This window comes from Klebsiella sp. DY2415 (genome assembly GCF_026314315.1).
Taxonomy (GTDB): Bacteria; Pseudomonadota; Gammaproteobacteria; order Enterobacterales; family Enterobacteriaceae; genus Klebsiella; species Klebsiella ornithinolytica.
On sequence record NZ_CP111115.1, the window covers coordinates 5,392,668 to 5,416,421 of the forward strand.

General features: G+C 54.3%; 18 protein-coding genes, 3 tRNA genes and 3 rRNA genes. 5 read left to right on the forward strand and 19 right to left on the reverse strand.

The features are described 5' to 3' along the window. Positions 1 to 63: 63 nt before the first annotated feature. Positions 64 to 2,085, reverse strand: coding sequence for a DNA helicase Rep (gene rep, locus OQV00_RS25515; protein ID WP_069476334.1), 2,022 nt, complete (start codon positions 2,083 to 2,085; stop codon positions 64 to 66). A gap of 112 nt (positions 2,086 to 2,197) precedes the next feature. Here rep and ppiC (OQV00_RS25520) point away from each other — a divergent pair, with 112 nt between their 5' ends. After that, a complete protein-coding gene (gene ppiC / locus OQV00_RS25520) occupies positions 2,198 to 2,479 on the forward strand; it encodes a peptidylprolyl isomerase PpiC (RefSeq protein ID WP_004869513.1) in 282 nt (93 codons plus the stop codon). 50 nt (positions 2,480 to 2,529) lie between these two features. Next, complete coding sequence (gene ppiC, locus OQV00_RS25525; protein ID WP_004869510.1) at positions 2,530 to 2,811, forward strand: peptidylprolyl isomerase PpiC; 282 nt, start codon at positions 2,530 to 2,532, stop codon at positions 2,809 to 2,811. An 85-nt stretch (positions 2,812 to 2,896) separates the two neighbouring features. Here ppiC (OQV00_RS25525) and ilvC read toward each other — a convergent pair whose 3' ends face one another. Then, entirely contained in the window at positions 2,897 to 4,372 is a 1,476-nt protein-coding gene (ilvC, locus tag OQV00_RS25530; RefSeq protein WP_015585417.1) for a ketol-acid reductoisomerase, read from the reverse strand. 163 nt (positions 4,373 to 4,535) lie between these two features. On the opposite strand from ilvC, the gene ilvY reads away from it, so the two are divergent. Continuing rightward, positions 4,536 to 5,426 carry an HTH-type transcriptional activator IlvY gene (ilvY, locus tag OQV00_RS25535; RefSeq protein ID WP_004869503.1) on the forward strand — a complete coding sequence of 297 codons (891 nt, stop codon included), beginning with the start codon at positions 4,536 to 4,538 and terminating at the stop codon, positions 5,424 to 5,426. 81 nt (positions 5,427 to 5,507) lie between these two features. Here ilvY and ilvA read toward each other — a convergent pair whose 3' ends face one another. The 8 genes from ilvA to OQV00_RS25570 all read right to left on the reverse strand — a co-directional run bounded on the left by ilvA (position 5,508) and on the right by OQV00_RS25570 (position 12,376). Further along, positions 5,508 to 7,052: a threonine ammonia-lyase, biosynthetic gene (ilvA, locus tag OQV00_RS25540; RefSeq protein WP_015585418.1), complete on the reverse strand. Its 1,545-nt coding sequence runs from the start codon at positions 7,050 to 7,052 to the stop codon at positions 5,508 to 5,510. Between the two features lie 2 nt (positions 7,053 to 7,054). After that, entirely contained in the window at positions 7,055 to 8,905 is a 1,851-nt protein-coding gene (gene ilvD / locus OQV00_RS25545) for a dihydroxy-acid dehydratase (protein WP_004869495.1), read from the reverse strand. Positions 8,906 to 8,992: 87 nt separating this feature from the next. Next, on the reverse strand, positions 8,993 to 9,922 hold the full coding sequence (gene ilvE, locus OQV00_RS25550; RefSeq protein WP_004869492.1) for a branched-chain-amino-acid transaminase: 930 nt from the start codon (positions 9,920 to 9,922) through the stop codon (positions 8,993 to 8,995). A gap of 16 nt (positions 9,923 to 9,938) precedes the next feature. Beyond that, positions 9,939 to 10,196, reverse strand: a complete 258-nt coding sequence (gene ilvM, locus OQV00_RS25555; RefSeq protein ID WP_004869489.1) for an acetolactate synthase 2 small subunit — start codon at positions 10,194 to 10,196, stop codon at positions 9,939 to 9,941. Then, positions 10,193 to 11,839 carry an acetolactate synthase 2 catalytic subunit gene (ilvG, locus tag OQV00_RS25560; RefSeq protein ID WP_004869487.1) on the reverse strand — a complete coding sequence of 549 codons (1,647 nt, stop codon included), beginning with the start codon at positions 11,837 to 11,839 and terminating at the stop codon, positions 10,193 to 10,195. Before ilvG ends, ilvM begins: the two co-directional genes overlap by 4 nt. A 2-nt stretch (positions 11,840 to 11,841) precedes the next feature. Beyond that, positions 11,842 to 11,892, reverse strand: coding sequence for a peptide IlvX (ilvX, locus tag OQV00_RS27205; RefSeq protein WP_202403780.1), 51 nt, complete (start codon positions 11,890 to 11,892; stop codon positions 11,842 to 11,844). Between the two features lie 87 nt (positions 11,893 to 11,979). Then, the gene (ilvL, locus tag OQV00_RS25565) at positions 11,980 to 12,078 is read right to left on the reverse strand and encodes an ilv operon leader peptide (protein ID WP_001311244.1); all 99 of its coding nucleotides are present in this window, start codon (positions 12,076 to 12,078) and stop codon (positions 11,980 to 11,982) included. A gap of 85 nt (positions 12,079 to 12,163) precedes the next feature. Continuing rightward, a complete protein-coding gene (locus tag OQV00_RS25570) occupies positions 12,164 to 12,376 on the reverse strand; it encodes a hypothetical protein (protein WP_123629059.1) in 213 nt (70 codons plus the stop codon). Positions 12,377 to 12,443: 67 nt separating this feature from the next. Here OQV00_RS25570 and OQV00_RS25575 point away from each other — a divergent pair, with 67 nt between their 5' ends. Further along, complete coding sequence (locus tag OQV00_RS25575; RefSeq protein ID WP_004869481.1) at positions 12,444 to 13,964, forward strand: YifB family Mg chelatase-like AAA ATPase; 1,521 nt, start codon at positions 12,444 to 12,446, stop codon at positions 13,962 to 13,964. A gap of 24 nt (positions 13,965 to 13,988) precedes the next feature. Here the strand turns inward: OQV00_RS25575 and OQV00_RS25580 are convergent, their stop codons facing one another. Beyond that, positions 13,989 to 14,327, reverse strand: coding sequence for a MaoP family protein (locus OQV00_RS25580; RefSeq protein WP_004869479.1), 339 nt, complete (start codon positions 14,325 to 14,327; stop codon positions 13,989 to 13,991). A 118-nt stretch (positions 14,328 to 14,445) separates the two neighbouring features. On the opposite strand from OQV00_RS25580, the gene hdfR reads away from it, so the two are divergent. Beyond that, positions 14,446 to 15,267, forward strand: coding sequence for an HTH-type transcriptional regulator HdfR (gene hdfR / locus OQV00_RS25585; protein WP_044351294.1), 822 nt, complete (start codon positions 14,446 to 14,448; stop codon positions 15,265 to 15,267). A gap of 92 nt (positions 15,268 to 15,359) precedes the next feature. Here the strand turns inward: hdfR and OQV00_RS25590 are convergent. The 8 genes from OQV00_RS25590 to btuB all read right to left on the reverse strand — a co-directional run bounded on the left by OQV00_RS25590 (position 15,360) and on the right by btuB (position 23,695). Continuing rightward, a tRNA-Trp gene (locus OQV00_RS25590) sits at positions 15,360 to 15,435 on the reverse strand. Positions 15,436 to 15,490: 55 nt separating this feature from the next. After that, positions 15,491 to 15,567 (reverse strand) — tRNA-Asp (locus OQV00_RS25595). Positions 15,568 to 15,621: 54 nt separating this feature from the next. Beyond that, positions 15,622 to 15,737, reverse strand: a 5S ribosomal RNA gene (gene rrf / locus OQV00_RS25600). Between the two features lie 93 nt (positions 15,738 to 15,830). After that, a 23S ribosomal RNA gene (locus OQV00_RS25605) occupies positions 15,831 to 18,734 on the reverse strand. A 218-nt stretch (positions 18,735 to 18,952) separates the two neighbouring features. Next, positions 18,953 to 19,028: transfer RNA gene (locus OQV00_RS25610), tRNA-Glu, on the reverse strand. A gap of 85 nt (positions 19,029 to 19,113) precedes the next feature. Beyond that, positions 19,114 to 20,652 (reverse strand): 16S ribosomal RNA (locus OQV00_RS25615). The 16S, 23S and 5S rRNA genes sit together here with 3 tRNA genes alongside, the layout of an rRNA operon. Before the next feature lie 378 nt (positions 20,653 to 21,030). Further along, the gene (murI, locus tag OQV00_RS25620; protein ID WP_004869471.1) at positions 21,031 to 21,882 is read right to left on the reverse strand and encodes a glutamate racemase; all 852 of its coding nucleotides are present in this window, start codon (positions 21,880 to 21,882) and stop codon (positions 21,031 to 21,033) included. Beyond that, a complete protein-coding gene (gene btuB, locus OQV00_RS25625; RefSeq protein WP_004869468.1) occupies positions 21,827 to 23,695 on the reverse strand; it encodes a TonB-dependent vitamin B12 receptor BtuB in 1,869 nt (622 codons plus the stop codon). Before btuB ends, murI begins: the two co-directional genes overlap by 56 nt. Positions 23,696 to 23,754: the final 59 nt, after the last annotated feature.

Consider the following 23,754-nt stretch of genomic DNA (forward strand, 5'->3'; position numbering starts at 1 on the left):
CCTGATAAGCAGCGGGCTCAGTAAAATCTCCCGCTGCGTACCACCGGGAGATACGCGGTCGTACTACTTCCCTTTCGCTTTTGCCAGCATCGCGCGAATATTGGCGACGTTGGCCTGCCCTTTATGCATCCGCTCCTCCGGCGAGATAACCTTGCGCTCCTGCTCCCAGATCAGGTCATCCTGCGGTAGCTCCAGCAGAAAACGGCTGGGCTCAGGGCGCATCAGCTCTCCGTACTGACGACGCTCTTTACACAGCGTGAAGGTCAGTTCTTTTTGCGCGCGGGTAATCCCGACATACGCCAGGCGGCGCTCTTCATCCACGTTGTCTTCATCGATGCTACTCTGATGCGGCAGCAGCCCCTCTTCCATACCCACCAGATAGACGTAGGGAAACTCCAGCCCCTTTGAGGCGTGCAGGGTCATCAACTGCACCTGATCCGACTCTTCATCGGACTCGCCGCGCTCCATCATATCGCGCAGAGTAAAACGGGTGACCACCTGGGTCAGGGTCATTGGCTCGTCTATGTCGCTGCCCTCGAGCATCTCCGTCATCCAGCTGAACAGCTGATTGACGTTTTTCATCCGCATTTCTGCGGCCTTCGGGCTCGGAGAGGTCTCATACAGCCAGGATTCATAATCCACCCCGCGAATCAGATCGCGCACCGCGGCGACCGGTTCGCGCTCCGCCAGGCGCTGGATATCAGCCAGCCACTGCGTAAACCCGGTGAGCGCATCATAGCCGCGACCGGTTAGCGTCTGGTTGAGGCCCATATCAAAACTGGCGGTAAACAAGCTTTTGTTACGGGTCATCGCCCACTCGCCCAGCTTTTGCAAGGTGGCCGGGCCGATTTCGCGCTTTGGCGTATTAACGATACGCAGGAAAGCGCTGTCATCATCCGGGTTGGTCAGCACGCGCAGATAGGCCAACAGGTCTTTAATCTCGGGCCGTGAAAAGAACGACGTACCGCCCGAAATTTTGTACGGGATGCGGTTTTGCATCAGCATCTTTTCAAAGACCCGCGACTGATGGTTGCCGCGGTAGAGAATGGCGTAATCTTTATATTGCGTCTTATTGATAAAGTGGTGGGCGATCAGTTCCCCGGTCACCCGCTCCGCTTCATGTTCTTCATGGTTCGCTGAAAGCACTTTAAGCTCTGCGCCATATCCCAGCTCGGAAAACAGGCGTTTTTCGAAGACGTGCGGGTTGTTGGCAATCAGGATGTTAGCGGCTTTTAGTATGCGCCCGGAAGAACGGTAGTTCTGTTCCAGCTTAATCACCTGCAGCGCCGGGAAATCCTGGCTCAGCAGGACCAGGTTCTGCGGCCGTGCTCCGCGCCAGGAGTAGATCGACTGGTCATCATCGCCGACGACGGTAAACCGCGCACGCTGCCCCACCAGCAGCTTCACCATCTCATACTGACTGGTGTTGGTATCCTGATATTCATCCACCAGCAGATAGCGAATCTTGTTCTGCCAGCGTTCACGCACCTCTTCATTGCGCTGTAACAGCAGGGTCGGCAACAGGATCAGATCGTCAAAATCCAGCACGTTGCAGGCCTTCATATGGGCATCATAGAGCCCGTAGCAGTGGGCAAAGATCCGATCCCGTTCACCCTTTGCGCCTGCCGCGGCCTGTGCCGGGGTTTGCAGATCGTTTTTCCAGTTGGAGATCGTCGAGATCAGCTGCTGTAACACGACTTTATCGTCGTCGATGAGCCCTTCGGTCAGCTCTTTAAGCAGCGCAACCTGGTCGGTATCATCGAACAGAGAAAAGTTAGATTTCATCCCCAGCGCAGCATATTCGCGCTTAATAATATCCAGCCCCAGGGTATGGAAGGTGGAAATCATCAGGCCCCGCGCTTCTTTGCGCCCCAGCGTTTGCCCGACACGTTCTTTCATTTCACGTGCCGCTTTGTTGGTAAAGGTTACCGCCGCAATATGGCGCGCCTGATAGCCGCATCCGCGGATCAGGTGAGCGATTTTATTGGTGATAACGCGGGTCTTACCGGAACCGGCGCCCGCCAGCACCAGGCACGGTCCGGTAACAAATTCGACGGCTTGTTGTTGGCCAGGGTTTAAACGCATGGGAGTCTTGCTCAATCTTCGAACGGGGTGGGGATTGTAGCAGAAAGCCGGGTGGAGATTTACCGGCTAATGGTAAAGTGTTGGCAACACCGATAATCCAGAGAACAAAACAATGGCAAAGTCCGCAGCAGCCCTGCATATCCTGGTAAAAGAAGAGAAACTGGCCCTGGAGATCCTCGCTAAACTGGCGCGAGGCGTCAGCTTCGATCACCTGGCAAAACGCTATTCGAAATGCCCGTCCGGACGCAACGGCGGCGATCTCGGTGAGTTTACGCAGGGGGCGATGGTCGGGCCGTTTGATAAAGCCGTCTTCACCTGCCCGCTGCTAAAGCCCTACGGACCGGTAAAAACGAAGTTCGGCTACCACATCATTAAGGTGCTCTACCGCCGCTAGCGCATGCTAATATTGCCCTCTGATTCATCGTCAATTATCAAGGTACGATCATGGCAAAAACAGCGGCAGCAATGCACATCCTGGTGAAAGAAGAGAAACTGGCACTCGACCTGCTGGAGCAGATTAAAAACGGCGCCGATTTCGAGAAGCTGGCGAAAAAGCACTCCACTTGCCCGTCAGGCAAAAAGGGCGGTCATTTAGGCGAGTTCAAACAGGGCCAGATGGTTCCGGCATTTGATAAAGTCGTCTTCTCCTGCCCTGAGCTGGAGCCGACCGGCCCGCTGCACACTCAGTTTGGCTACCACATTATCAAAGTCCTGTACCGCAAATAAAAAGCCGGGTGGCGGCTACGCCTTACCCGGCCTACATCTTGCGGTTGTGTGGGTCGGGTAAGCGGAGCGCCACCCGACAATCGGGTTAACCCGCTACTGCAATACGCTTCATATCAGTCATATAGCCGCGCAGTTTCTTACCCACCTGCTCAATAGCGTGGCTGCGGATGGCTTCATTCACGTCGCGCAGCTGAGCGTTGTCTACCGCGCCTTCGGCAATCGCTTTGCCCAGGTCGCCGGTCTGCAGGGTAGTCATGAACTCTTTCAGCAGCGGTACGCAGGCATAAGAGAACAGGTAGTTACCGTATTCTGCGGTATCGGAGATAACCACGTTCATTTCATACAGACGCTTACGCGCGATGGTGTTCGCGATCAGCGGCAGCTCATGCAGTGATTCGTAGTAAGCAGACTCTTCGATGATACCGGAATCCACCATGGTTTCGAACGCCAGCTCAACGCCCGCTTTCACCATCGCGATCATCAGAACGCCTTTATCGAAGTACTCCTGCTCGCCGATTTTGCCTTCAAACTGCGGTGCGGTTTCGAACGCGGTTTTACCGGTCTCTTCACGCCAGGTCAGCAGTTTCTTATCGTCGTTGGCCCAGTCAGCCATCATGCCGGAGGAGAATTCGCCGGAGATGATGTCATCCATATGTTTCTGGAACAGCGGCGCCATGATCTCTTTCAGCTGTTCGGACAGCGCATAAGCACGCAGTTTCGCCGGGTTAGACAGGCGATCCATCATCAGGGTGATACCGCCCTGCTTCAGCGCTTCGGTGATGGTTTCCCAGCCGAACTGAATCAGTTTTTCGGCGTATGCCGGATCGGTACCTTCTTGCACCAGCTTGTCGAAGCACAGCAGAGAACCGGCCTGCAGCATACCGCACAGGATAGTCTGCTCGCCCATCAGGTCAGATTTCACTTCCGCAACAAAGGATGATTCCAGAACGCCCGCACGGTGACCGCCGGTTGCCGCGGCCCAGGCTTTAGCAATCGCCATGCCTTCGCCTTTCGGGTCGTTTTCCGGGTGAACCGCGATCAGAGTCGGTACGCCGAAACCACGTTTGTACTCTTCACGCACTTCGGTACCCGGGCACTTCGGCGCCACCATCACGACGGTGATGTCTTTACGAATCTGCTCACCCACTTCGACGATGTTGAAGCCGTGGGAGTAGCCCAGCGCCGCGCCATCTTTCATCAGCGGCTGAACGGAACGCACAACGTCGGAGTGCTGTTTGTCCGGCGTCAGGTTAACCACCAGGTCAGCCTGCGGGATCAGCTCTTCGTAGGTACCCACTTTGAAGCCGTTTTCGGTCGCTTTACGCCAGGATGCGCGCTTTTCAGCAATCGCTTCTTTACGCAGCGCATAGGAGATATCCAGGCCGGAATCACGCATGTTCAGGCCCTGGTTCAGACCCTGCGCGCCACAGCCGACAATGACCACTTTTTTACCCTGAAGGTAGCTCGCGCCATCGGCGAATTCGTCGCGGCCCATAAAGCGACATTTACCCAGCTGCGCCAGCTGCTGGCGCAGATTCAGTGTATTAAAGTAGTTAGCCATGGTGATACCTCGTGATGTTGTACTGTCTTATTGTTCGGTTCGCTTGCCGTGTCTGTGCAAGAGAGAATGAACTTACTATATGACAGGAAATTTATTGCGGAAATTGATATATTCACAACGTCACGTTGCAATTTCTGCAATGCAAAACCGTGGAGTACGGAGTGTGGATTTACGCGATCTGAAAACCTTCCTGCATCTGGCCGAAAGCCGCCATTTTGGCCGCAGCGCGCGGGCGATGCACGTCAGTCCTTCCACCCTTTCACGCCAGATCCAGCGCCTGGAAGAAGATCTCGGGCAGCCGCTATTTGTTCGCGATAACCGTACCGTCACCTTGACCGAAGCGGGCGAAGAGCTGCGCCTGTTCGCACAGCAGACGCTGCTACAGTACCAGCAGCTTCGTCATGCCATCGATCAGCAAGGTCCTTCGCTTTCCGGCGAGCTGCATATCTTCTGCTCGGTAACGGCAGCCTACAGCCATCTGCCGCCGATTCTCGATCGCTTCCGCGCTGCCCACCCTTCGGTGGAGATCAAGCTTTCCACCGGCGATGCCGCCGATGCGATGGAGAAGGTCGTCACCGGCGAGGCCGATCTCGCGATTGCCGGCAAGCCGGAAACGCTACCGGGCTCCGTGGCGTTTTCGATGCTGGAAAACCTGGCGGTCGTGCTGATCGCCCCGGCATTAGCCTGTCCGGTGCGCACCCAGGTGAGCCAGGAGAAGCCCGACTGGTCAACCGTACCGTTTATCATGGCCGATCAAGGGCCGGTGCGTCGCCGCATCGAACTGTGGTTTCGCCGCCATAAAATCAGCAATCCCTCGATTTACGCCACCGTGGGCGGCCATGAAGCGATGGTGTCGATGGTCGCGCTCGGCTGCGGCGTGGCTTTAATTCCGGAAGTAGTACTGGAGAACAGTCCGGAACCGGTACGCAATCGCGTGATGATTTTAGAGCGCAGCGATGAGAAAACGCCGTTTGAACTGGGCGTATGCGCACAAAAAAAGCGGCTGTATGAGCCGCTTATTGATGCTTTCTGGTCGATTCTGCCTAACCACTGACGTTTTTGCCGGATGGCGGCGAAACGCCTTACCCGGACGGGGATCTGATTGTCAGCCCGCTAAGCGCAGCGCCATCAGGCATTAGCCCGCGAGAAAGAACCTGAACGCCGGGTTATTGGTTTCGTCGTGGCAGTCGTAGCCCAGCTCATGGAGTCGGGTTTCGAAATCCGGCTCATGATCGCCAAGCTCGAACGCCGCCAGCACGCGGCCATAATCGGTTCCGTGGCTGCGGTAATGGAACAACGAGATGTTCCAGTGGGTCCCTAACGTATGCAGGAACTTGAGCAGCGCCCCCGGTGATTCGGGGAATTCGAAGCTGAACAGTCGCTCCTGCAGCGGTTTTGACGGCCGCCCACCGACCATATAGCGCACATGAAGTTTCGCCATTTCGTCATCAGAAAGATCGACAACGCTATAGCCGCCTTCGTGCAGCAGACTCAAAATCTCTTTGCGTTCCTCCAGACCGCGGCTCAGACGAACCCCGACAAAAATGCAGGCATCTTTGGCATCAGCAAAACGGTAGTTGAACTCGGTCACTGAACGACCGCCCAGCAGCTGACAGAACTTCAGGAAGCTGCCCTTCTCTTCCGGAATGGTCACCGCCAGCAGCGCTTCACGTTGCTCTCCCAGCTCGCAGCGTTCGGAAACGTAGCGCAGGCCGTGGAAGTTAACGTTGGCCCCGGAAAGCACATGTGCCAACCGCTCGCCGCGGATGTCATGCTGCGCGATATACTTTTTCATTCCTGCCAGCGCCAGCGCACCAGACGGTTCAGCCACGGCGCGGACATCTTCGAACAGGTCTTTCATCGCCGCGCAAATCGCATCGCTGTCGACGGTGACGATATCGTCAAGATACTCCTGGCAGAGGCGGAAGGTCTCGTCACCGATACGTTTCACCGCCACGCCTTCGGCAAACAGCCCGACGCGCGGCAGATCGACCGGATGCCCGGCGTCCAGCGCGGCTTTCAGACAGGCGGAGTCCTCTGCTTCCACCGCGATCACTTTGATCTGCGGCATCAGCTGCTTGATCAGCACCGCTACGCCTGCGGCCAGGCCACCGCCGCCTACCGGGACAAACACGCGGTCCAGATGTGCGTCCTGCTGTAGCAGCTCCAGCGCCAGCGTTCCCTGCCCGGCAATCACCATCGGGTGGTCAAACGGCGGGACCCAGGTGAAGTTCTGCTGTTGCGCCAGTTCGATAGCTTTCGCTTTTGCTTCATCGAAATTAGCGCCGTGCAGCAGGACCTCACCGCCAAAGTTACGCACGGCATCCACTTTGATATCCGCCGTGGCAACCGGCATGACGATCAGCGCCTTCACGCCAAGACGCGATGCCGAGAACGCAACCCCCTGGGCGTGGTTGCCCGCAGAAGCGGTGATCACGCCCTGCGCTTTTTGCTCTTCCGTCAGGCCTGCCATCATTGCGTAGGCCCCACGCAGCTTGAAGCTATGAACCGGCTGGCGATCTTCGCGCTTCACCAGAATCACGTTATCAAGACGCGACGAGATTTTTTCCATTTTTTGCAACGGCGTAATTTGCGCCGCTTCATAGACCGGTGCGCGCAGCACCGCCCTGAGATATTCCGCCCCCTCGGGGGCGGCAGACAGGGGTTGTGATTCAGCCATCATTAACCCCCCAGTTTTGATTTATCGCGAACCGCGCCCTTATCGGCGCTGGTCGCCAGGCTGGCATACGCGCGGAGTGCGAAGGAGACCTGACGTTCACGCGCTTTCGGCGTCCAGGCACGATCGCCGCGGGCCTCTTGTGCTTCACGACGCGCGGCAATTTCGGCATCGCTCAGCTGCAGCTGAATACCCCGGTTTGGAATATCAATGGCAATCATATCGCCATCTTCAATGATCGCAATATTGCCGCCGCTGGCTGCTTCCGGCGAGACATGGCCAATCGACAGGCCCGAGGTACCGCCAGAGAAACGTCCGTCGGTGATCAGCGCACAGGCTTTACCCAGGCCCATGGACTTCAGGAAGGTCGTCGGATAGAGCATTTCCTGCATTCCCGGACCACCCTTCGGCCCTTCATAGCGAATAACCACGACGTCGCCCGCCACCACTTTACCGCCAAGGATCGCGTCAACGGCTTCGTCCTGGCTTTCGTAGACTTTCGCCGGGCCGGTGAATTTCAGAATACTGTCATCCACCCCTGCGGTTTTAACGATACAGCCGTTTTCCGCAAAGTTGCCATACAGCACCGCCAGACCGCCGTCTTTGCTGTAAGCATGCTCCAGCGAACGGATACACCCTTCGGCACGATCGTCATCCAGCGTATCCCAGCGGCAGTCCTGCGAGAACGCCTGAGTCGTCCGAATACCCGCCGGGCCGGCGCGGAACATTTTTTTCACCGCGTCATCTTTGGTCAGCATGACATCATATTGATCGAGCGTTTGTGGCAGAGTCAGACCAAGAACGTTTTTCACATCGCGGTTCAGCAGCCCGGCACGATCGAGCTCGCCGAGAATACCCAGTACGCCGCCCGCGCGGTGCACATCTTCCATATGGTACTTCTGCGTACTCGGCGCCACTTTACACAGCTGCGGAACCTTGCGGGACAGCTTATCGATATCGCTCATCGTGAAGTCGATTTCCGCTTCCTGCGCGGCGGCCAGCAGGTGCAGAACGGTGTTCGTCGACCCCCCCATGGCGATATCCAGCGTCATGGCGTTTTCGAACGCCGCTTTGCTGGCGATATAACGTGGCAGCGCAGATTCGTCATCCTGCTCGTAATAGCGCTTCGTCAGTTCAACGATACGTTTACCTGCGTTGAGGAACAGCTCTTTACGGTCGGCGTGAGTCGCCAGCAGAGAACCATTACCCGGCTGGGACAGACCCAGCGCTTCGGTCAGGCAGTTCATCGAGTTGGCGGTAAACATCCCCGAACAGGAACCACAGGTCGGACAGGCGGAACGCTCGACCTGCTCACTCTGTTCGTCGGAGACTTTTGGATCCGCCCCCTGAATCATCGCATCGACAAGGTCGAGTTTGATGATTTTGTCAGAAAGCTTGGTTTTCCCGGCTTCCATTGGGCCACCGGAAACAAAAATCACCGGAATATTCAGGCGCAAGGAGGCCATCAGCATCCCCGGGGTGATTTTGTCGCAGTTGGAAATGCAGACCATGGCATCGGCGCAGTGCGCGTTAACCATGTACTCAACCGAGTCGGCGATCAGTTCACGGGATGGCAGTGAATAAAGCATACCCCCATGCCCCATGGCGATCCCATCATCCACCGCGATGGTGTTAAATTCTTTGGCAACGCCGCCTGAGGCTTCAATCTGCTCAGCAACCAGCTTACCCAGATCGCGCAGATGTACGTGACCCGGTACGAATTGGGTGAAGGAGTTAACAACGGCGATAATCGGCTTACCGAAATCAGCATCGGTCATCCCGGTTGCGCGCCACAGCGCGCGGGCACCCGCCATATTACGGCCGTGAGTGGTGGTGGCGGAACGGTACTTAGGCATGCTTTAGTTACTCCCAGTCTCTGTGACATGGGGCGCTGCGTGCCACCCCATTTTTTTATGCTTATGCTTGAAATATGACGGGTATATTTATTGGTTAACCTGATCCAACCAGCCCCATTTGTCCTCGGTTTCACCGGTGAAGAGACCAAAGAAGGCCTGCTGAATACGCTTGGTGACCGGGCCACAGCGACCTTCGCCAACCTGAATACCGTCCACGCTGCGCACCGGGGTGATTTCCGCAGCAGTACCAGACATAAAGACTTCATCAGCCAGATACAGAGATTCACGGGACAGCACCTGCTCGCGGACTTCAATATCCAGATCTTTTGCCAGTTTAATGATCGCGTCGCGGGTAATGCCCGGCAGCGCAGAAGAGGTAAATGGCGGCGTGAACAACACGCCATCTTTCACTTCAAACAGGTTCTCACCCGCGCCCTCGGAGATATAGCCGTTAACGTCCAGCGCGATCCCTTCCTGATAACCATGGCGGCGCGCTTCGCTGCCAACCAGCAGGGAAGAGAGGTAGTTACCACCGGCTTTTGCAGCGGTCGGGATGGTGTTGGGCGCGACACGGTTCCAGGAAGAAACCATCGCATCGATCCCCTGATCCAGCGCTTCAGCGCCAAGATAAGCTCCCCACGGGAACGCCGCGATGATCACGTCAGTGCTGTATCCCGCAGGCGGGTTAACACCCATGCCGACGTCGCCAACAAAGACCAGTGGACGAATGTACGCGCTGGTCAGGTTATTTTTGCGGATAACTTCGCGGCAGGCTTCCATCAGCTCATCAATGCTTTGAGAGACCGGAAAACGATAGATTTTGGCTGAGTCATGCAGACGCTGCATATGTTCGCGATGACGGAACACCACCGGTCCTTTATGCGAGTCGTAGCAACGGATGCCTTCAAACACGGAAGTACCGTAGTGAAGCGCGTGAGACATCACGTGAACCTTCGCCTCTCCCCACGGAACCATCTCGCCGTTGAACCAAATGTAATCAGCTTTTTTCGTCGTCATTTTTCTTCCCTTGCGCTTATGCGCGGATTTGTTGTGATGTTGGTTGCTGGATCTCGACGCAGGCGACGTCGACCAGCTTACTTAATTGACTAAACAGTAATTCGACGGGCCGCTGGCTGGCAACGGTCAATTCGATATTTATGTTGCCGGCATCTGCCGCGGTTTCCATATTCATGGAACAAACCTGAAAGCCGCGGTGACGAACCACGCGCAGCACGCGTTCTAAGGTTTCCGGGTTGAAGCGAGCCTGTAAAGCGACCTGATGTTGCATCATGATAATTTCTCCAGCATTTCTGCATTACTGGCACCGGGCGGTACCAACGGCCAGACGTTCTCAAGCTCATCGATTGAGACATGAAGCAGGTATGGCCCCTGGCTCGAAAGCATGGTGTCGAGAGCCGCTTCAACCTGGTCTTTACGGGTGATGTGCTGTCCAGGAATGCCGAAGGCGCTGGCCAGCGTGACAAAATCGGGATTATCGGTGAGGGTGGTTTCGCTATAGCGCTCCTCAAAAAACAGCTGCTGCCACTGACGCACCATGCCTAAACGCTGGTTATCCAGTAACAGGATCTTCAACGGCAGCTGTTTACGCTTCACGGTACCCAGCTCCTGCACGTTCATCATGAACGAGCCATCGCCGGAGACGCAGATAACGGTATCGTTCGGACGTGCAACTTGAGCGCCAACCGCCGCCGGCAGGCCAAAACCCATCGTGCCCAAACCGCTGGAGGTAATAAAATTCTCAGGACGTGTATAGGTCATATGCTGCGCTGACCACATTTGATGTTGACCCACGTCGGTTGTGACAACGCTATCGGCCGGCTTACGGTCGGAGAGCTGTTTGAGCAGCAGCGGTGCGTAAATACCCTCACCCGGGTGGTCGTAGCGCCATGCGTGCTCATCACGCAGCGCCTGATTATGCTGGCGCCAGGCGTCGATGGTCAGCGGCTTCTGCAACGCTGGCAGCAATGTATTCAGATCGCCCGTCAGGGCAACATGTGCCTGACGCAGCTTGTTCAGCTCCGCCGGATCGATATCCAGATGGATAACTTTGGCGTGCGGAGCAAAGGTGTTCAGCTTCCCGGTAACACGGTCATCGAAGCGGGCGCCAACGGCGATCAACAGGTCACATTCCTGTACCGCCAGATTGGCCGCTTTGGTGCCGTGCATCCCCAGCATTCCCAGATAGTACGGATAGGCCGCATCAACGGCGCCCAGACCTTTCAGCGTGCAGGTGACCGGCATTTGCGTAATGGCGATAAACTCGCGTAACGCAGGAACCGCCTGCGCCATACCCACGCCACCGCCGACGTACAGCATCGGTTTTTGCGCGGCGGCTAACATCTGCAGCGCCTGCTCAACTTCTGCATGGGGGAAGGCAATGTCGTTATCAACCGTCGAGAAATACGGTTCAAGCTCGCCCTTCGCCAGCTGGATATCTTTCGGGATATCAACCAGAACCGGACCTGGGCGGCCAGAGTTTGCGACCTGGAAAGCTTCAGCGATCACTCGCGGCAGCTCTTCCAGCGACTGCACGAGAAAACTGTGTTTCGTACAGGCCAGCGACAAACCAAGGACGTCCACTTCCTGGAAAGCATCGGTGCCGATAAACGGCGCCGCGACCTGACCGGTGATGGCGACAACAGGGATAGAGTCCAGTAACGCATCAGCCAGGCCGGTGATCAGGTTCGTCGCACCTGGACCTGATGTGGCGATGCATACGCCGGTTTTGCCGGTGGCGCGAGCATAGCCGATAGCTGCCATGGCCGCTCCTTGCTCGTGGCGGCACAACAGGTGTTCCACGCCGCCGTCATACAATGCATCGTAAACCGGCATAATCGCGCCACCAGGATAGCCAAAAACCGTGTCGACCCCCTGTGCCCGCAAAGCATGTACTACCCACTGCGCCCCATTCATAGTTAGTTCCCCGTCATAGATCGGGAGAAACAGAATTTTATGCTATTCGTCATTGTCTGCTCCTCGCTTATCGTTTTTAAGTTATAAAAAAACCCCCGGACCTTTCGGTGCGGGGGTCTTAGTTCGTTAAGGCTTGATTTCTAAGCCTTTCCTCGTCCAAGTGCAGCCCCGCACGGTGGGATAATAATCACCACCACGCTAATCACGACCAGGCTAATCACTCGTAGAAGGGCTGTCATTTTCTGTACTTTCTGGCTTCTTGTTCGAAGGAATACCTAAAGAGTTACCACAGACATCACAATAAACACAAGATTTTTTTATACATCACTTACTGATCGCGCTAACAGTTTTTTGTAAAACAATTGTTTTTAATAGAAAAAATATAAAATGAAAAAAATTCAATTTATCACCCTTTTCTATGATGCCGCGGCGGTTTCCGCCAATACGCTCTTTCACCATGATGAGCGTCTGCGATGCCGCTTCCATCATGTGTGAAATGTCACAATATCCGGCGATATTCGCTGGAACATGCCGCATAAAATGCATTTCTTACTCATTACTGCCCCTTTTTCTGCCGACATAATGCTCGTACTCAGGAGGCATTATGTCACTCGCGATTATCTACACACGGGCTGCTTTTGGTATCAGCGCCCCGCTTATTACGATCGAAATTCATATCAGCAACGGGCTTCCGGGATTAACCATGGTAGGGCTTCCTGAAACCACGGTCAGAGAGGCTCGCGACCGGGTACGCAGCGCGATAATTAACAGCGGCTATACGTTTCCGGCCAAAAAGATCACCATCAATCTGGCCCCTGCCGATTTGCCAAAAGAAGGCGGGCGATACGATCTCCCCATCGCTCTCGCGCTTCTGGTCGCGTCGGAGCAGTTAGATGCGTCCAGGTTGAAGCAATATGAGTTTATCGGCGAGCTCGCGCTCACAGGGGCGCTACGTGGCGTTCCTGGCGCTATCTCCAGTGCAATGGAAGCGATAAAAGCCGGGCGACAAATTATCGTCGCTGAGGATAACGCGGCGGAAGTGGGGCTCATTGAGGGCCACGAGTGTCTTGTCGCCGGGCATCTGCAGGAGGTGTGTGCGTTTCTCGAGGGACGCCATGCGCTCAATCCTTCCATACCGGAGGAAGAGCATCCTGATGACTCTCTACCTGATCTGAGTGATGTGATTGGCCAGCAGCAAGGAAAACGTGCATTGGAAATCGTTGCCGCAGGGGGCCACAACCTGCTGTTGATTGGCCCTCCCGGAACAGGAAAAACCATGCTTGCCAGCCGGCTGCCAGGTCTTCTGCCACCGTTAAGCAATCAGGAGGCGCTCGAAAGCGCCGCTATCCTTAGTCTGTTGAGCCGCTATCGCGCAACAAAACAGTGGCGTCGGCGACCGTTTCGCAGTCCACATCACAGTGCTTCTCTCGCGGCAATGGTGGGGGGCGGTTCAATCCCGATACCCGGAGAGATCTCGCTGGCACACAATGGGGTGCTGTTTCTGGATGAACTACCGGAGTTTGAACGTCGGGTATTGGATGCTTTGCGGGAGCCGATAGAGTCAGGAAAAATACATATTTCACGAACCCGTGCGAAAATTGACTATCCGGCACATTTTCAGCTTATTGCGGCCATGAATCCCAGCCCCACCGGGCATTACCGGGGTCATCATAATCGCGCATCACCGGAACAAACCCTACGCTATCTGAGCCGCCTGTCCGGACCGTTCCTCGACCGGTTCGATCTCTCGCTGGAAATTCCTCTACCGCCCCCGGGAGCGCTTAGCCAGGCAGCCTCTGGCGTGGAAAATAGCGCCAGCGTGAGGAAGCGGGTTCTCGTCGCCCGAGACAAACAGCTGGCCCGGCAGGAGAAACTCAATGCCCAGCTGGAGAGTAACGAAATGAAAATCTGGTGTTCGCTCAGTAAAGAGGATGCTATCTGGCTGGAACAGGTATTATCGCAGCTGGGGCTTTCTATCCGCGCCTGGCAGCGTCTGCTGAAAGTCGCCCGGACCATCGCCGATATAGGAGGGGAGCCCTGTATTGAGCGCCACCACCTGCAGGAGGCTCTTGGCTATCGAGCGATAGACAGGATGCTGAACCATTTGCAAAAACTCATGGCATAAAAAAAGGGCTTACGCCCTTTTTTGTTAATCATCGCTTTCGGTGTAATCTTCAGCGCCTTCAACCTGCGGTTTACCGCCGGACAGCGTATGAAAACGCTTAGGCCGCTTAATACGCGCCATATACTTAATCCAGACGCGTTCCATTTCCGTGGCTGGCTCACGTTCACCACGACATACCGAAACAAACTGTTTTTCATCTTCGGTGACAGGTTCGCGTTTACCCAGTTCCAGTTCGTTAAGAGCATAACCATGCTGTTCCAGCAGTTGTGCCTCTTTGATGGTGAAATCACCATGACGGGAGAACCCGCGCGGATAATGTTTATTATCGAAAAAACGATTAGTCGTCATAAAGCTTTCCGCCATCCTACACGCTCCTGATTCTTTGGCCGAGCTATTTATGGCGCGGAGTATTAGTTACGCTTGACAGAGTGTAAAACAAAAGATTTAAATCATTACGACAAATAATTTTGCGGAGAAGAGTGTGGATACGGAATTGCTCAAAACTTTCCTTGAGGTGAGCAGAACTCGCCACTTTGGACGAGCAGCAGAGGCGCTTTATCTGACGCAGTCGGCCGTCAGCTTTCGTATTCGTCAGCTGGAAAACCAGCTTGGCGTGAACCTTTTTACCCGCCATCGCAATAATATCCGCCTGACGTCAGCCGGCGATAAGCTCCTTCCTTATGCCGAAACCCTGATGAACACCTGGCAGGCGGCACGAAAAGAGGTTGCGAATGCTTCCCGACATAATGAATTCTCAATTGGCGGCAGCGCATCTTTGTGGGAATGCATGCTTAACGGATGGCTGGGGAAGCTCTACAAAGAGCCCTGTAACCTGCAGTTTGAAGCGCGGATTGCGCAGCGACAATCGCTTGTTAAACAGTTACATGAGCGACAGCTTGATCTACTGATCACGACAGAATCGCCGAAAATGGACGAATTAAGCAGCCAGTTGCTTGGTAATTTTACGCTGGCACTCTACTGTACCTCGCCATTTAAAACTAAGAATGAATTGAATTATCTGCGCCTTGAATGGGGCCCGGACTTCCAACAAAATGAGGTCGGACTGATTGGCAGCGATGATGTTCCTCTGCTGACAACCAGCTCTGCTGAACTGGCCTATCAGCAACTCGCCGCGCTAAATGGTTGTACATGGCTGCCGACACGCTGGGCGAAGGATAAAAGCGGCCTGCATACGGTGACGGACAGTACAACGCTATCTCGCCCCCTGTACGCTATCTGGCTACAAAACAGCGATAAACAGGTACAGATCCGCGAAATACTGAAGACAAACATACTGGAATAATGCACGCCTCCAGGGACGGAGGATGTTGGCAGATTCTGGGGATGGAAAATAACAGACAAAAAAAATCCTTTGCCTGAGCAAAGGATTATATATGGCAGGGGCGGAGAGACTCGAACTCGCGACACCCGGTTTTGGAGACCGGTGCTCTACCAACTGAGCTACGCCCCTAAATCTCTTACTATTAAGCCCGCTAATTAACTTAGCAGGCTTAACTTTTAATAAGTGGCGGAACGGACGGGACTCGAACCCGCGACCCCCTGCGTGACAGGCAGGTATTCTAACCGACTGAACTACCGCTCCACCGAATTTTTCTACAACTACTGATTTTTACATCAGTTTACTGCGTAATTTGATGCCTGGCAGTTCCCTACTCTCACATGGGGAGACCCCACACTACCATCGGCGCTACGGCGTTTCACTTCTGAGTTCGGCATGGGGTCAGGTGGGACCACCGCGCTATCGCCGCCAGGCAAATTCTGTTTCACCCCGCATTCCTGCGCGATGATTTAATCTGTCATCAAGCTGAACATTTCGTCTCTTCGCCAAAACAGCTTCGGCGTTGTAAGGTTAAGCCTCACGGTTCATTAGTATCGGTTAGCTCAACGTATCGCTACGCTTACACACCCGACCTATCAACGTCGTCGTCTTCAACGTTCCTTCAGGACCCTTAAAGGGTCAGGGAGAACTCATCTCGGGGCAAGTTTCGTGCTTAGATGCTTTCAGCACTTATCTTTTCCGCATTTAGCTACCGGGCAATGCCATTGGCATGACAACCCGAACACCAGTGATGCGTCCACTCCGGTCCTCTCGTACTAGGAGCAGCCCCCTCAATTCTCCAGCGCCCACGGCAGATAGGGACCGAACTGTCTCACGACGTTCTAAACCCAGCTCGCGTACCACTTTAAATGGCGAACAGCCATACCCTTGGGACCTACTTCAGCCCCAGGATGTGATGAGCCGACATCGAGGTGCCAAACACCGCCGTCGATATGAACTCTTGGGCGGTATCAGCCTGTTATCCCCGGAGTACCTTTTATCCGTTGAGCGATGGCCCTTCCATTCAGAACCACCGGATCACTATGACCTGCTTTCGCACCTGCTCGCGCCGTCACGCTCGCAGTCAAGCTAGCTTATGCCATTGCACTAACCTCCTGATGTCCGACCAGGATTAGCTAACCTTCGTGCTCCTCCGTTACTCTTTGGGAGGAGACCGCCCCAGTCAAACTACCCACCAGACACTGTCCGCAACCCGGATCACGGGTCTACGTTAGAACATCAAACATTAAAGGGTGGTATTTCAAGGTTGGCTCCACGCAGACTGGCGTCCACGCTTCAAAGCCTCCCACCTATCCTACACATCAAGGCTCAATGTTCAGTGTCAAGCTATAGTAAAGGTTCACGGGGTCTTTCCGTCTTGCCGCGGGTACACTGCATCTTCACAGCGAGTTCAATTTCACTGAGTCTCGGGTGGAGACAGCCTGGCCATCATTACGCCATTCGTGCAGGTCGGAACTTACCCGACAAGGAATTTCGCTACCTTAGGACCGTTATAGTTACGGCCGCCGTTTACCGGGGCTTCGATCAAGAGCTTCTCCTTACGGATAACCCCATCAATTAACCTTCCGGCACCGGGCAGGCGTCACACCGTATACGTCCACTTTCGTGTTTGCACAGTGCTGTGTTTTTAATAAACAGTTGCAGCCAGCTGGTATCTTCGACTGATTTCAGCTCCACGAGCAAGTCGCTTCACCTACCATCAGCGTGCCTTCTCCCGAAGTTACGGCACCATTTTGCCTAGTTCCTTCACCCGAGTTCTCTCAAGCGCCTTGGTATTCTCTACCTGACCACCTGTGTCGGTTTGGGGTACGATTCGTTGTTACCTGATGCTTAGAGGCTTTTCCTGGAAGCAGGGCATTTGTTACTTCAGCACCGTAGTGCCTCGTCATCACACCTCAGCGTTAAAAGAAGTCCGGATTTACCTAAACTTCCCGCCTACATGCTTAAACCGGGACAACCGTCGCCCGGCTAACATAGCCTTCTCCGTCCCCCTTCGCAGTAACACCGAGTACAGGAATATTAACCTGTTTCCCATCGACTACGCCTTTCGGCCTCGCCTTAGGGGTCGACTCACCCTGCCCCGATTAACGTTGGACAGGAACCCTTGGTCTTCCGGCGAGCGGGCTTTTCACCCGCTTTATCGTTACTTATGTCAGCATTCGCACTTCTGATACCTCCAGCAACCCTCACAGGCCACCTTCAACGGCTTACAGAACGCTCCCCTACCCAACAACACATAGTGTCGCTGCCGCAGCTTCGGTGCATGGTTTAGCCCCGTTACATCTTCCGCGCAGGCCGACTCGACCAGTGAGCTATTACGCTTTCTTTAAATGATGGCTGCTTCTAAGCCAACATCCTGGCTGTCTGTGCCTTCCCACATCGTTTCCCACTTAACCATGACTTTGGGACCTTAGCTGGCGGTCTGGGTTGTTTCCCTCTTCACGACGGACGTTAGCACCCGCCGTGTGTCTCCCGTGATAACATTCTTCGGTATTCGTAGTTTGCATCGGGTTGGTAAGTCGGGATGACCCCCTAGCCGAAACAGTGCTCTACCCCCGAAGATGAGTTCACGAGGCGCTACCTAAATAGCTTTCGGGGAGAACCAGCTATCTCCCGGTTTGATTGGCCTTTCACCCCCAGCCACAAGTCATCCGCTAATTTTTCAACATTAGTCGGTTCGGTCCTCCAGTTAGTGTTACCCAACCTTCAACCTGCCCATGGCTAGATCACCGGGTTTCGGGTCTATACCCTGCAACTTAACGCCCAGTTAAGACTCGGTTTCCCTGCGGCTCCCCTATACGGTTAACCTTGCTACAGAATATAAGTCGCTGACCCATTATACAAAAGGTACGCAGTCACCTAACAAGTAGGCTCCCACTGCTTGTACGTACACGGTTTCAGGTTCTTTTTCACTCCCCTCGCCGGGGTTCTTTTCGCCTTTCCCTCACGGTACTGGTTCACTATCGGTCAGTCAGGAGTATTTAGCCTTGGAGGATGGTCCCCCCATATTCAGACAGGATACCACGTGTCCCGCCCTACTCTTCGAGTTCACAACGTGTGCATTTTAGTGTACGGGGCTATCACCCTGTACCGCCGGACTTTCCAGACCGTTCCACTAACACACGCGCTGATTCAGACTCTGGGCTCCTCCCCGTTCGCTCGCCGCTACTGGGGGAATCTCGGTTGATTTCTTTTCCTCGGGGTACTTAGATGTTTCAGTTCCCCCGGTTCGCTTCGTTAAGCTATGTATTCACTTAACGATAGTGTGACGAATCACACTGGGTTTCCCCATTCGGAAATCGCCGGTTATAACGGTTCATATCACCTTACCGACGCTTATCGCAGATTAGCACGTCCTTCATCGCCTCTGACTGCCAGGGCATCCACCGTGTACGCTTAGTCGCTTAACCTCACAACCCGAAACTGTTTCGTAAAACAGTCCGCGTTGCGAAAATTTGAGAGACTCGAACACACCGCTTTTCCTTTCTTATTACGGAGAAAGGAAACAGTGTGTCGTTTCAATTTTCAGCTTGATCCAGATTTTTAAAGAGCAAATATCTCAAACGTGATTCCTGAGAATCAGTTTTGAGATATAGAGGTCGGCGACTTTCACTCACAAACCAGCAAGTGGCGTCCCCTAGGGGATTCGAACCCCTGTTACCGCCGTGAAAGGGCGGTGTCCTGGGCCTCTAGACGAAGGGGACACTGAAGTCTCAATCGCAAGACGCCTTGCTATTTACTTTTCATCAGACAATCTGTGTGAGCACTACAAAGGCAGGTTCTTTCAGGTAAGGAGGTGATCCAACCGCAGGTTCCCCTACGGTTACCTTGTTACGACTTCACCCCAGTCATGAATCACAAAGTGGTAAGCGCCCTCCCGAAGGTTAAGCTACCTACTTCTTTTGCAACCCACTCCCATGGTGTGACGGGCGGTGTGTACAAGGCCCGGGAACGTATTCACCGTAGCATTCTGATCTACGATTACTAGCGATTCCGACTTCATGGAGTCGAGTTGCAGACTCCAATCCGGACTACGACATACTTTATGAGGTCCGCTTGCTCTCGCGAGGTCGCTTCTCTTTGTATATGCCATTGTAGCACGTGTGTAGCCCTACTCGTAAGGGCCATGATGACTTGACGTCATCCCCACCTTCCTCCAGTTTATCACTGGCAGTCTCCTTTGAGTTCCCGGCCGAACCGCTGGCAACAAAGGATAAGGGTTGCGCTCGTTGCGGGACTTAACCCAACATTTCACAACACGAGCTGACGACAGCCATGCAGCACCTGTCTCAGAGTTCCCGAAGGCACCAAAGCATCTCTGCTAAGTTCTCTGGATGTCAAGAGTAGGTAAGGTTCTTCGCGTTGCATCGAATTAAACCACATGCTCCACCGCTTGTGCGGGCCCCCGTCAATTCATTTGAGTTTTAACCTTGCGGCCGTACTCCCCAGGCGGTCGACTTAACGCGTTAGCTCCGGAAGCCACTCCTCAAGGGAACAACCTCCAAGTCGACATCGTTTACAGCGTGGACTACCAGGGTATCTAATCCTGTTTGCTCCCCACGCTTTCGCACCTGAGCGTCAGTCTTTGTCCAGGGGGCCGCCTTCGCCACCGGTATTCCTCCAGATCTCTACGCATTTCACCGCTACACCTGGAATTCTACCCCCTCTACAAGACTCAAGCCTGCCAGTTTCAAATGCAGTTCCCAGGTTGAGCCCGGGGATTTCACATCTGACTTAACAGACCGCCTGCGTGCGCTTTACGCCCAGTAATTCCGATTAACGCTTGCACCCTCCGTATTACCGCGGCTGCTGGCACGGAGTTAGCCGGTGCTTCTTCTGCGAGTAACGTCAATCACTAAGGTTATTAACCTTAATGCCTTCCTCCTCGCTGAAAGTACTTTACAACCCGAAGGCCTTCTTCATACACGCGGCATGGCTGCATCAGGCTTGCGCCCATTGTGCAATATTCCCCACTGCTGCCTCCCGTAGGAGTCTGGACCGTGTCTCAGTTCCAGTGTGGCTGGTCATCCTCTCAGACCAGCTAGGGATCGTCGCCTAGGTGAGCCATTACCCCACCTACTAGCTAATCCCATCTGGGCACATCTGATGGCATGAGGCCCGAAGGTCCCCCACTTTGGTCTTGCGACGTTATGCGGTATTAGCTACCGTTTCCAGTAGTTATCCCCCTCCATCAGGCAGTTTCCCAGACATTACTCACCCGTCCGCCGCTCGTCACCCGAGAGCAAGCTCTCTGTGCTACCGCTCGACTTGCATGTGTTAGGCCTGCCGCCAGCGTTCAATCTGAGCCATGATCAAACTCTTCAATTTAAGTTTGATGCTCGTGAATTAAACTTCGTAATGAATTACGTGTTCACTCAGAGACTTGGTATTCATTTTTCGTCCGAGGACGTTAAGAATCCATGTCACTTTGAGTGCCCACACAGATTGTCTGATAAATTGTTAAAGAGCAGTGCGACGGCGCTGAGCGCTCTGTCGCGAGGTCCCGTATAATACGTTTTCCTCATTCAGAGTCAAGCATTTATTTTTGCTTTTCTCTGCCGGCGTTCATCGCTGAACCCCGCTAACCCGGCGGCCTGTAAGCCGTTGTTCCGTGTCAGTGGAGGCGCATTATAGGGAGTTCTGAGACGTTGACAAGCCCTGTTTTAAAAAAACTTTTCAACCGTCTCTTTTTTGTGCAAAACGCCATTAAAGTGGCAGTTTTTCGAGCTTCTCAAAGCCGTAACGCTGTAAAACGGGTAAAAGTTGTTCAGTTTCTGCCGTCAGCGCCATGCAATAAGCCATATTCGGGTCACTGGATTTCGCATCTGGCGCCTCATGTTCCAGCAGCCAGACGGTACGACGAGCAATCGCAGCACCGGAATCAATCATCCGGGTACCTTCCGGCAGCACCTGCTGCAGCTCTTCCTGTAAAAGAGGAAAATGCGTGCAGCCCAGCACCACCGTATCAGGCGGCTCCGCCATTCGCAGCCATGGGCGCAGAATACGCCGCAACTCCTCCAGCGGGACCGGTTCGCCGTGCAGCTTCGCTTCCGCCAGCTCGACCAGCTCCGCGGAGCCCAGCATCTCTATTTTGCATTCATTCGCAAAGCGGCTGATCAGCTCACGCGTATAGGGGCGTTTGACCGTACCGCGCGTCGCCAGCAGGCCGACGACGCCATTCGCCGTCAAGCGGGCCGCAGGCTTAATCGCCGGGACGACGCCCACAACAGGAAAGGCGAATTTTTCACGAAGGGCGGGAAGAGAGACTGTGCTGGCGGTGTTACAGGCAATGACGGCCAGCGCCAGCGGATAACGTTGTTGAACGGCAGTGACGATTTCGAGCACGCGTTCAACGATGAATTCTTCACTCTTCTCCCCGTAAGGAAAAGCCACGTTATCGAAAGCGTAGATGTAATGCAGATTCGGCAGCAGTTGCCGAATCTCATGATAAACCGACAACCCACCGACGCCGGAGTCAAACACCAGCACGGTGGGACGTGGATCAGAAGGTGTAGCTGCCAGACAAGTAGTATTCTCGTCCTGCAGTTTGGTAGCCATAAGCTGTCTCGTAATCTTTATCGAACAGGTTAGCTATTTTACCACGAACTGTCAGGCGATCGGTGATCGGATACGCGGCAGATACATCAAGCGTGCTGTAGCTTGGCAAAATGCGCTGCGTATTATTGTACTGAGACGTGTTGTTATCGTAGCGTTTACCGTAATACTGCCACGATACATCCATATCGACGTTGAACATCGTCCAGTCCACCTGGTACTTCGCCTGTCGCTTAGAGCGTCTGGCCAGGACTTCACCATTGTCATCATTACGCGGGTCGACGTACTGCAACGTGACGCGGTGGCTGAAAATGCCGGTGTCGATATTACCGGTCCACTCAACACCTTTAATGGTTGCGGCATTGATATTGTCATACTCGCCTTCATAGGTGACAGGATCCGAGTAATAGGTAATCAGATTGGTGATCTTGTAGTGATACGCAGACAGGCGCCAGTCCAGCGGGCCGGTGAGACCGTCAAGTCCGGCTTCCCATTGTTGGGACTCTTCAGGTTTCAGGTTCGGATTTGAACTGATACCAAAACGGGTCGAACCAAACTGCTGTCCCAGTGAAGGCGCGAGGAAGCCGGTACCATAGCCGAGGGTCACGCGATAGTTTTCCACAAACTCCCAACCGGCGGTGGTCTGCCAGGTCCCGTGCCAGCCAAACTGCTCGTCATGATCTTCGCGACCGGACGCTTCAAGCGTCACATCGCCAAACTGCTGCTGACCGGTCAGATACAGGCCGGTGTTATCACGCTTGTAGGTATCCGATATGACCGTATCCGACGAGGTCAGCCGCTGCTGTTGCCAGTCGACGCCGGCGCTCACCGAACCGTGGCCAACAATAACGTTATTGCCCCACTGCAGGTTACGCTGAGTCATCCGATCGAGCGTCGTACCATCATTGTACCGGCCGTATATGCTGCTGTAGTTGTAGTCTTTGACCTTCTGATAGCTGGCAATCAGTTGTGAAGAGTAGATCCCGGAGCTGAATGCCAGGCCCGCGTCCCAGCTCTGGTTATAGAGCTGCTCTTCATCTGCACTGTAGGCAGGGCTGTATGGCGGGCTCCCCAGATCGTAATCGCTATTATTGGTATAGCTACGCCCGCGGAAGAAGCCATTCAGATTATCGTTAAATTTATGTTCAAGACCGCCCCAGAACGCTTTGCTGCGGAAACCATCGCGATCCTGATCGTGAGACCAGCTCGAGTCAGGCTGAACGTTAAAGCCCTTGTTGCCCTCATAGGAACCGGCGACCGTCGCCACCGTATCACCGAAACGATGGCGAAGCGTGCCGTCGTATTGCTGATAGCCTTCAGAACCGACGCCTGCGGTGACCTTAGATTCTTCTTTATCAGAATGGGTGATGACGTTAATTACGCCACCCATCGCACCGGAACCATAAATAGCCGAACGCGGGCCGCGGATGTATTCCACGCGTTGTACCAGAGAAAGCGGTATTTGATTGAGGTCAGGGTTGTTTGTAATACCGGGGCGCGGCATGGGAACGCCATCGATCAGCACCAGAACCTGTTTGGCCTCGGTCCCGCGGACAAATAAAGAAGAGCTCTGTCCCATCCCCCCATTCTGGGCAATATCCACCCCAGGCAGTCGACGCATAACGTCATTCAAATCCTTCGCCTGCCAGCGATCGATATCTTCCCGGGTAACTACGTCGGTCGGTGCAAGAACCGTGTTGACCGGCTGTTGAAAACGATTTGCTGTCACCACTAACGTATCTGAATTGCTGTCTTGCGCCCAGCCGGAAAATGCCGTGACGGAGAGAGCCGTCATCAGCGAAGCTTTTTTAATCATTGTAAAAGCATCCGTAACATATAAAGGATGCCGCTGGTTTCATCAGTAGCACGCGATGA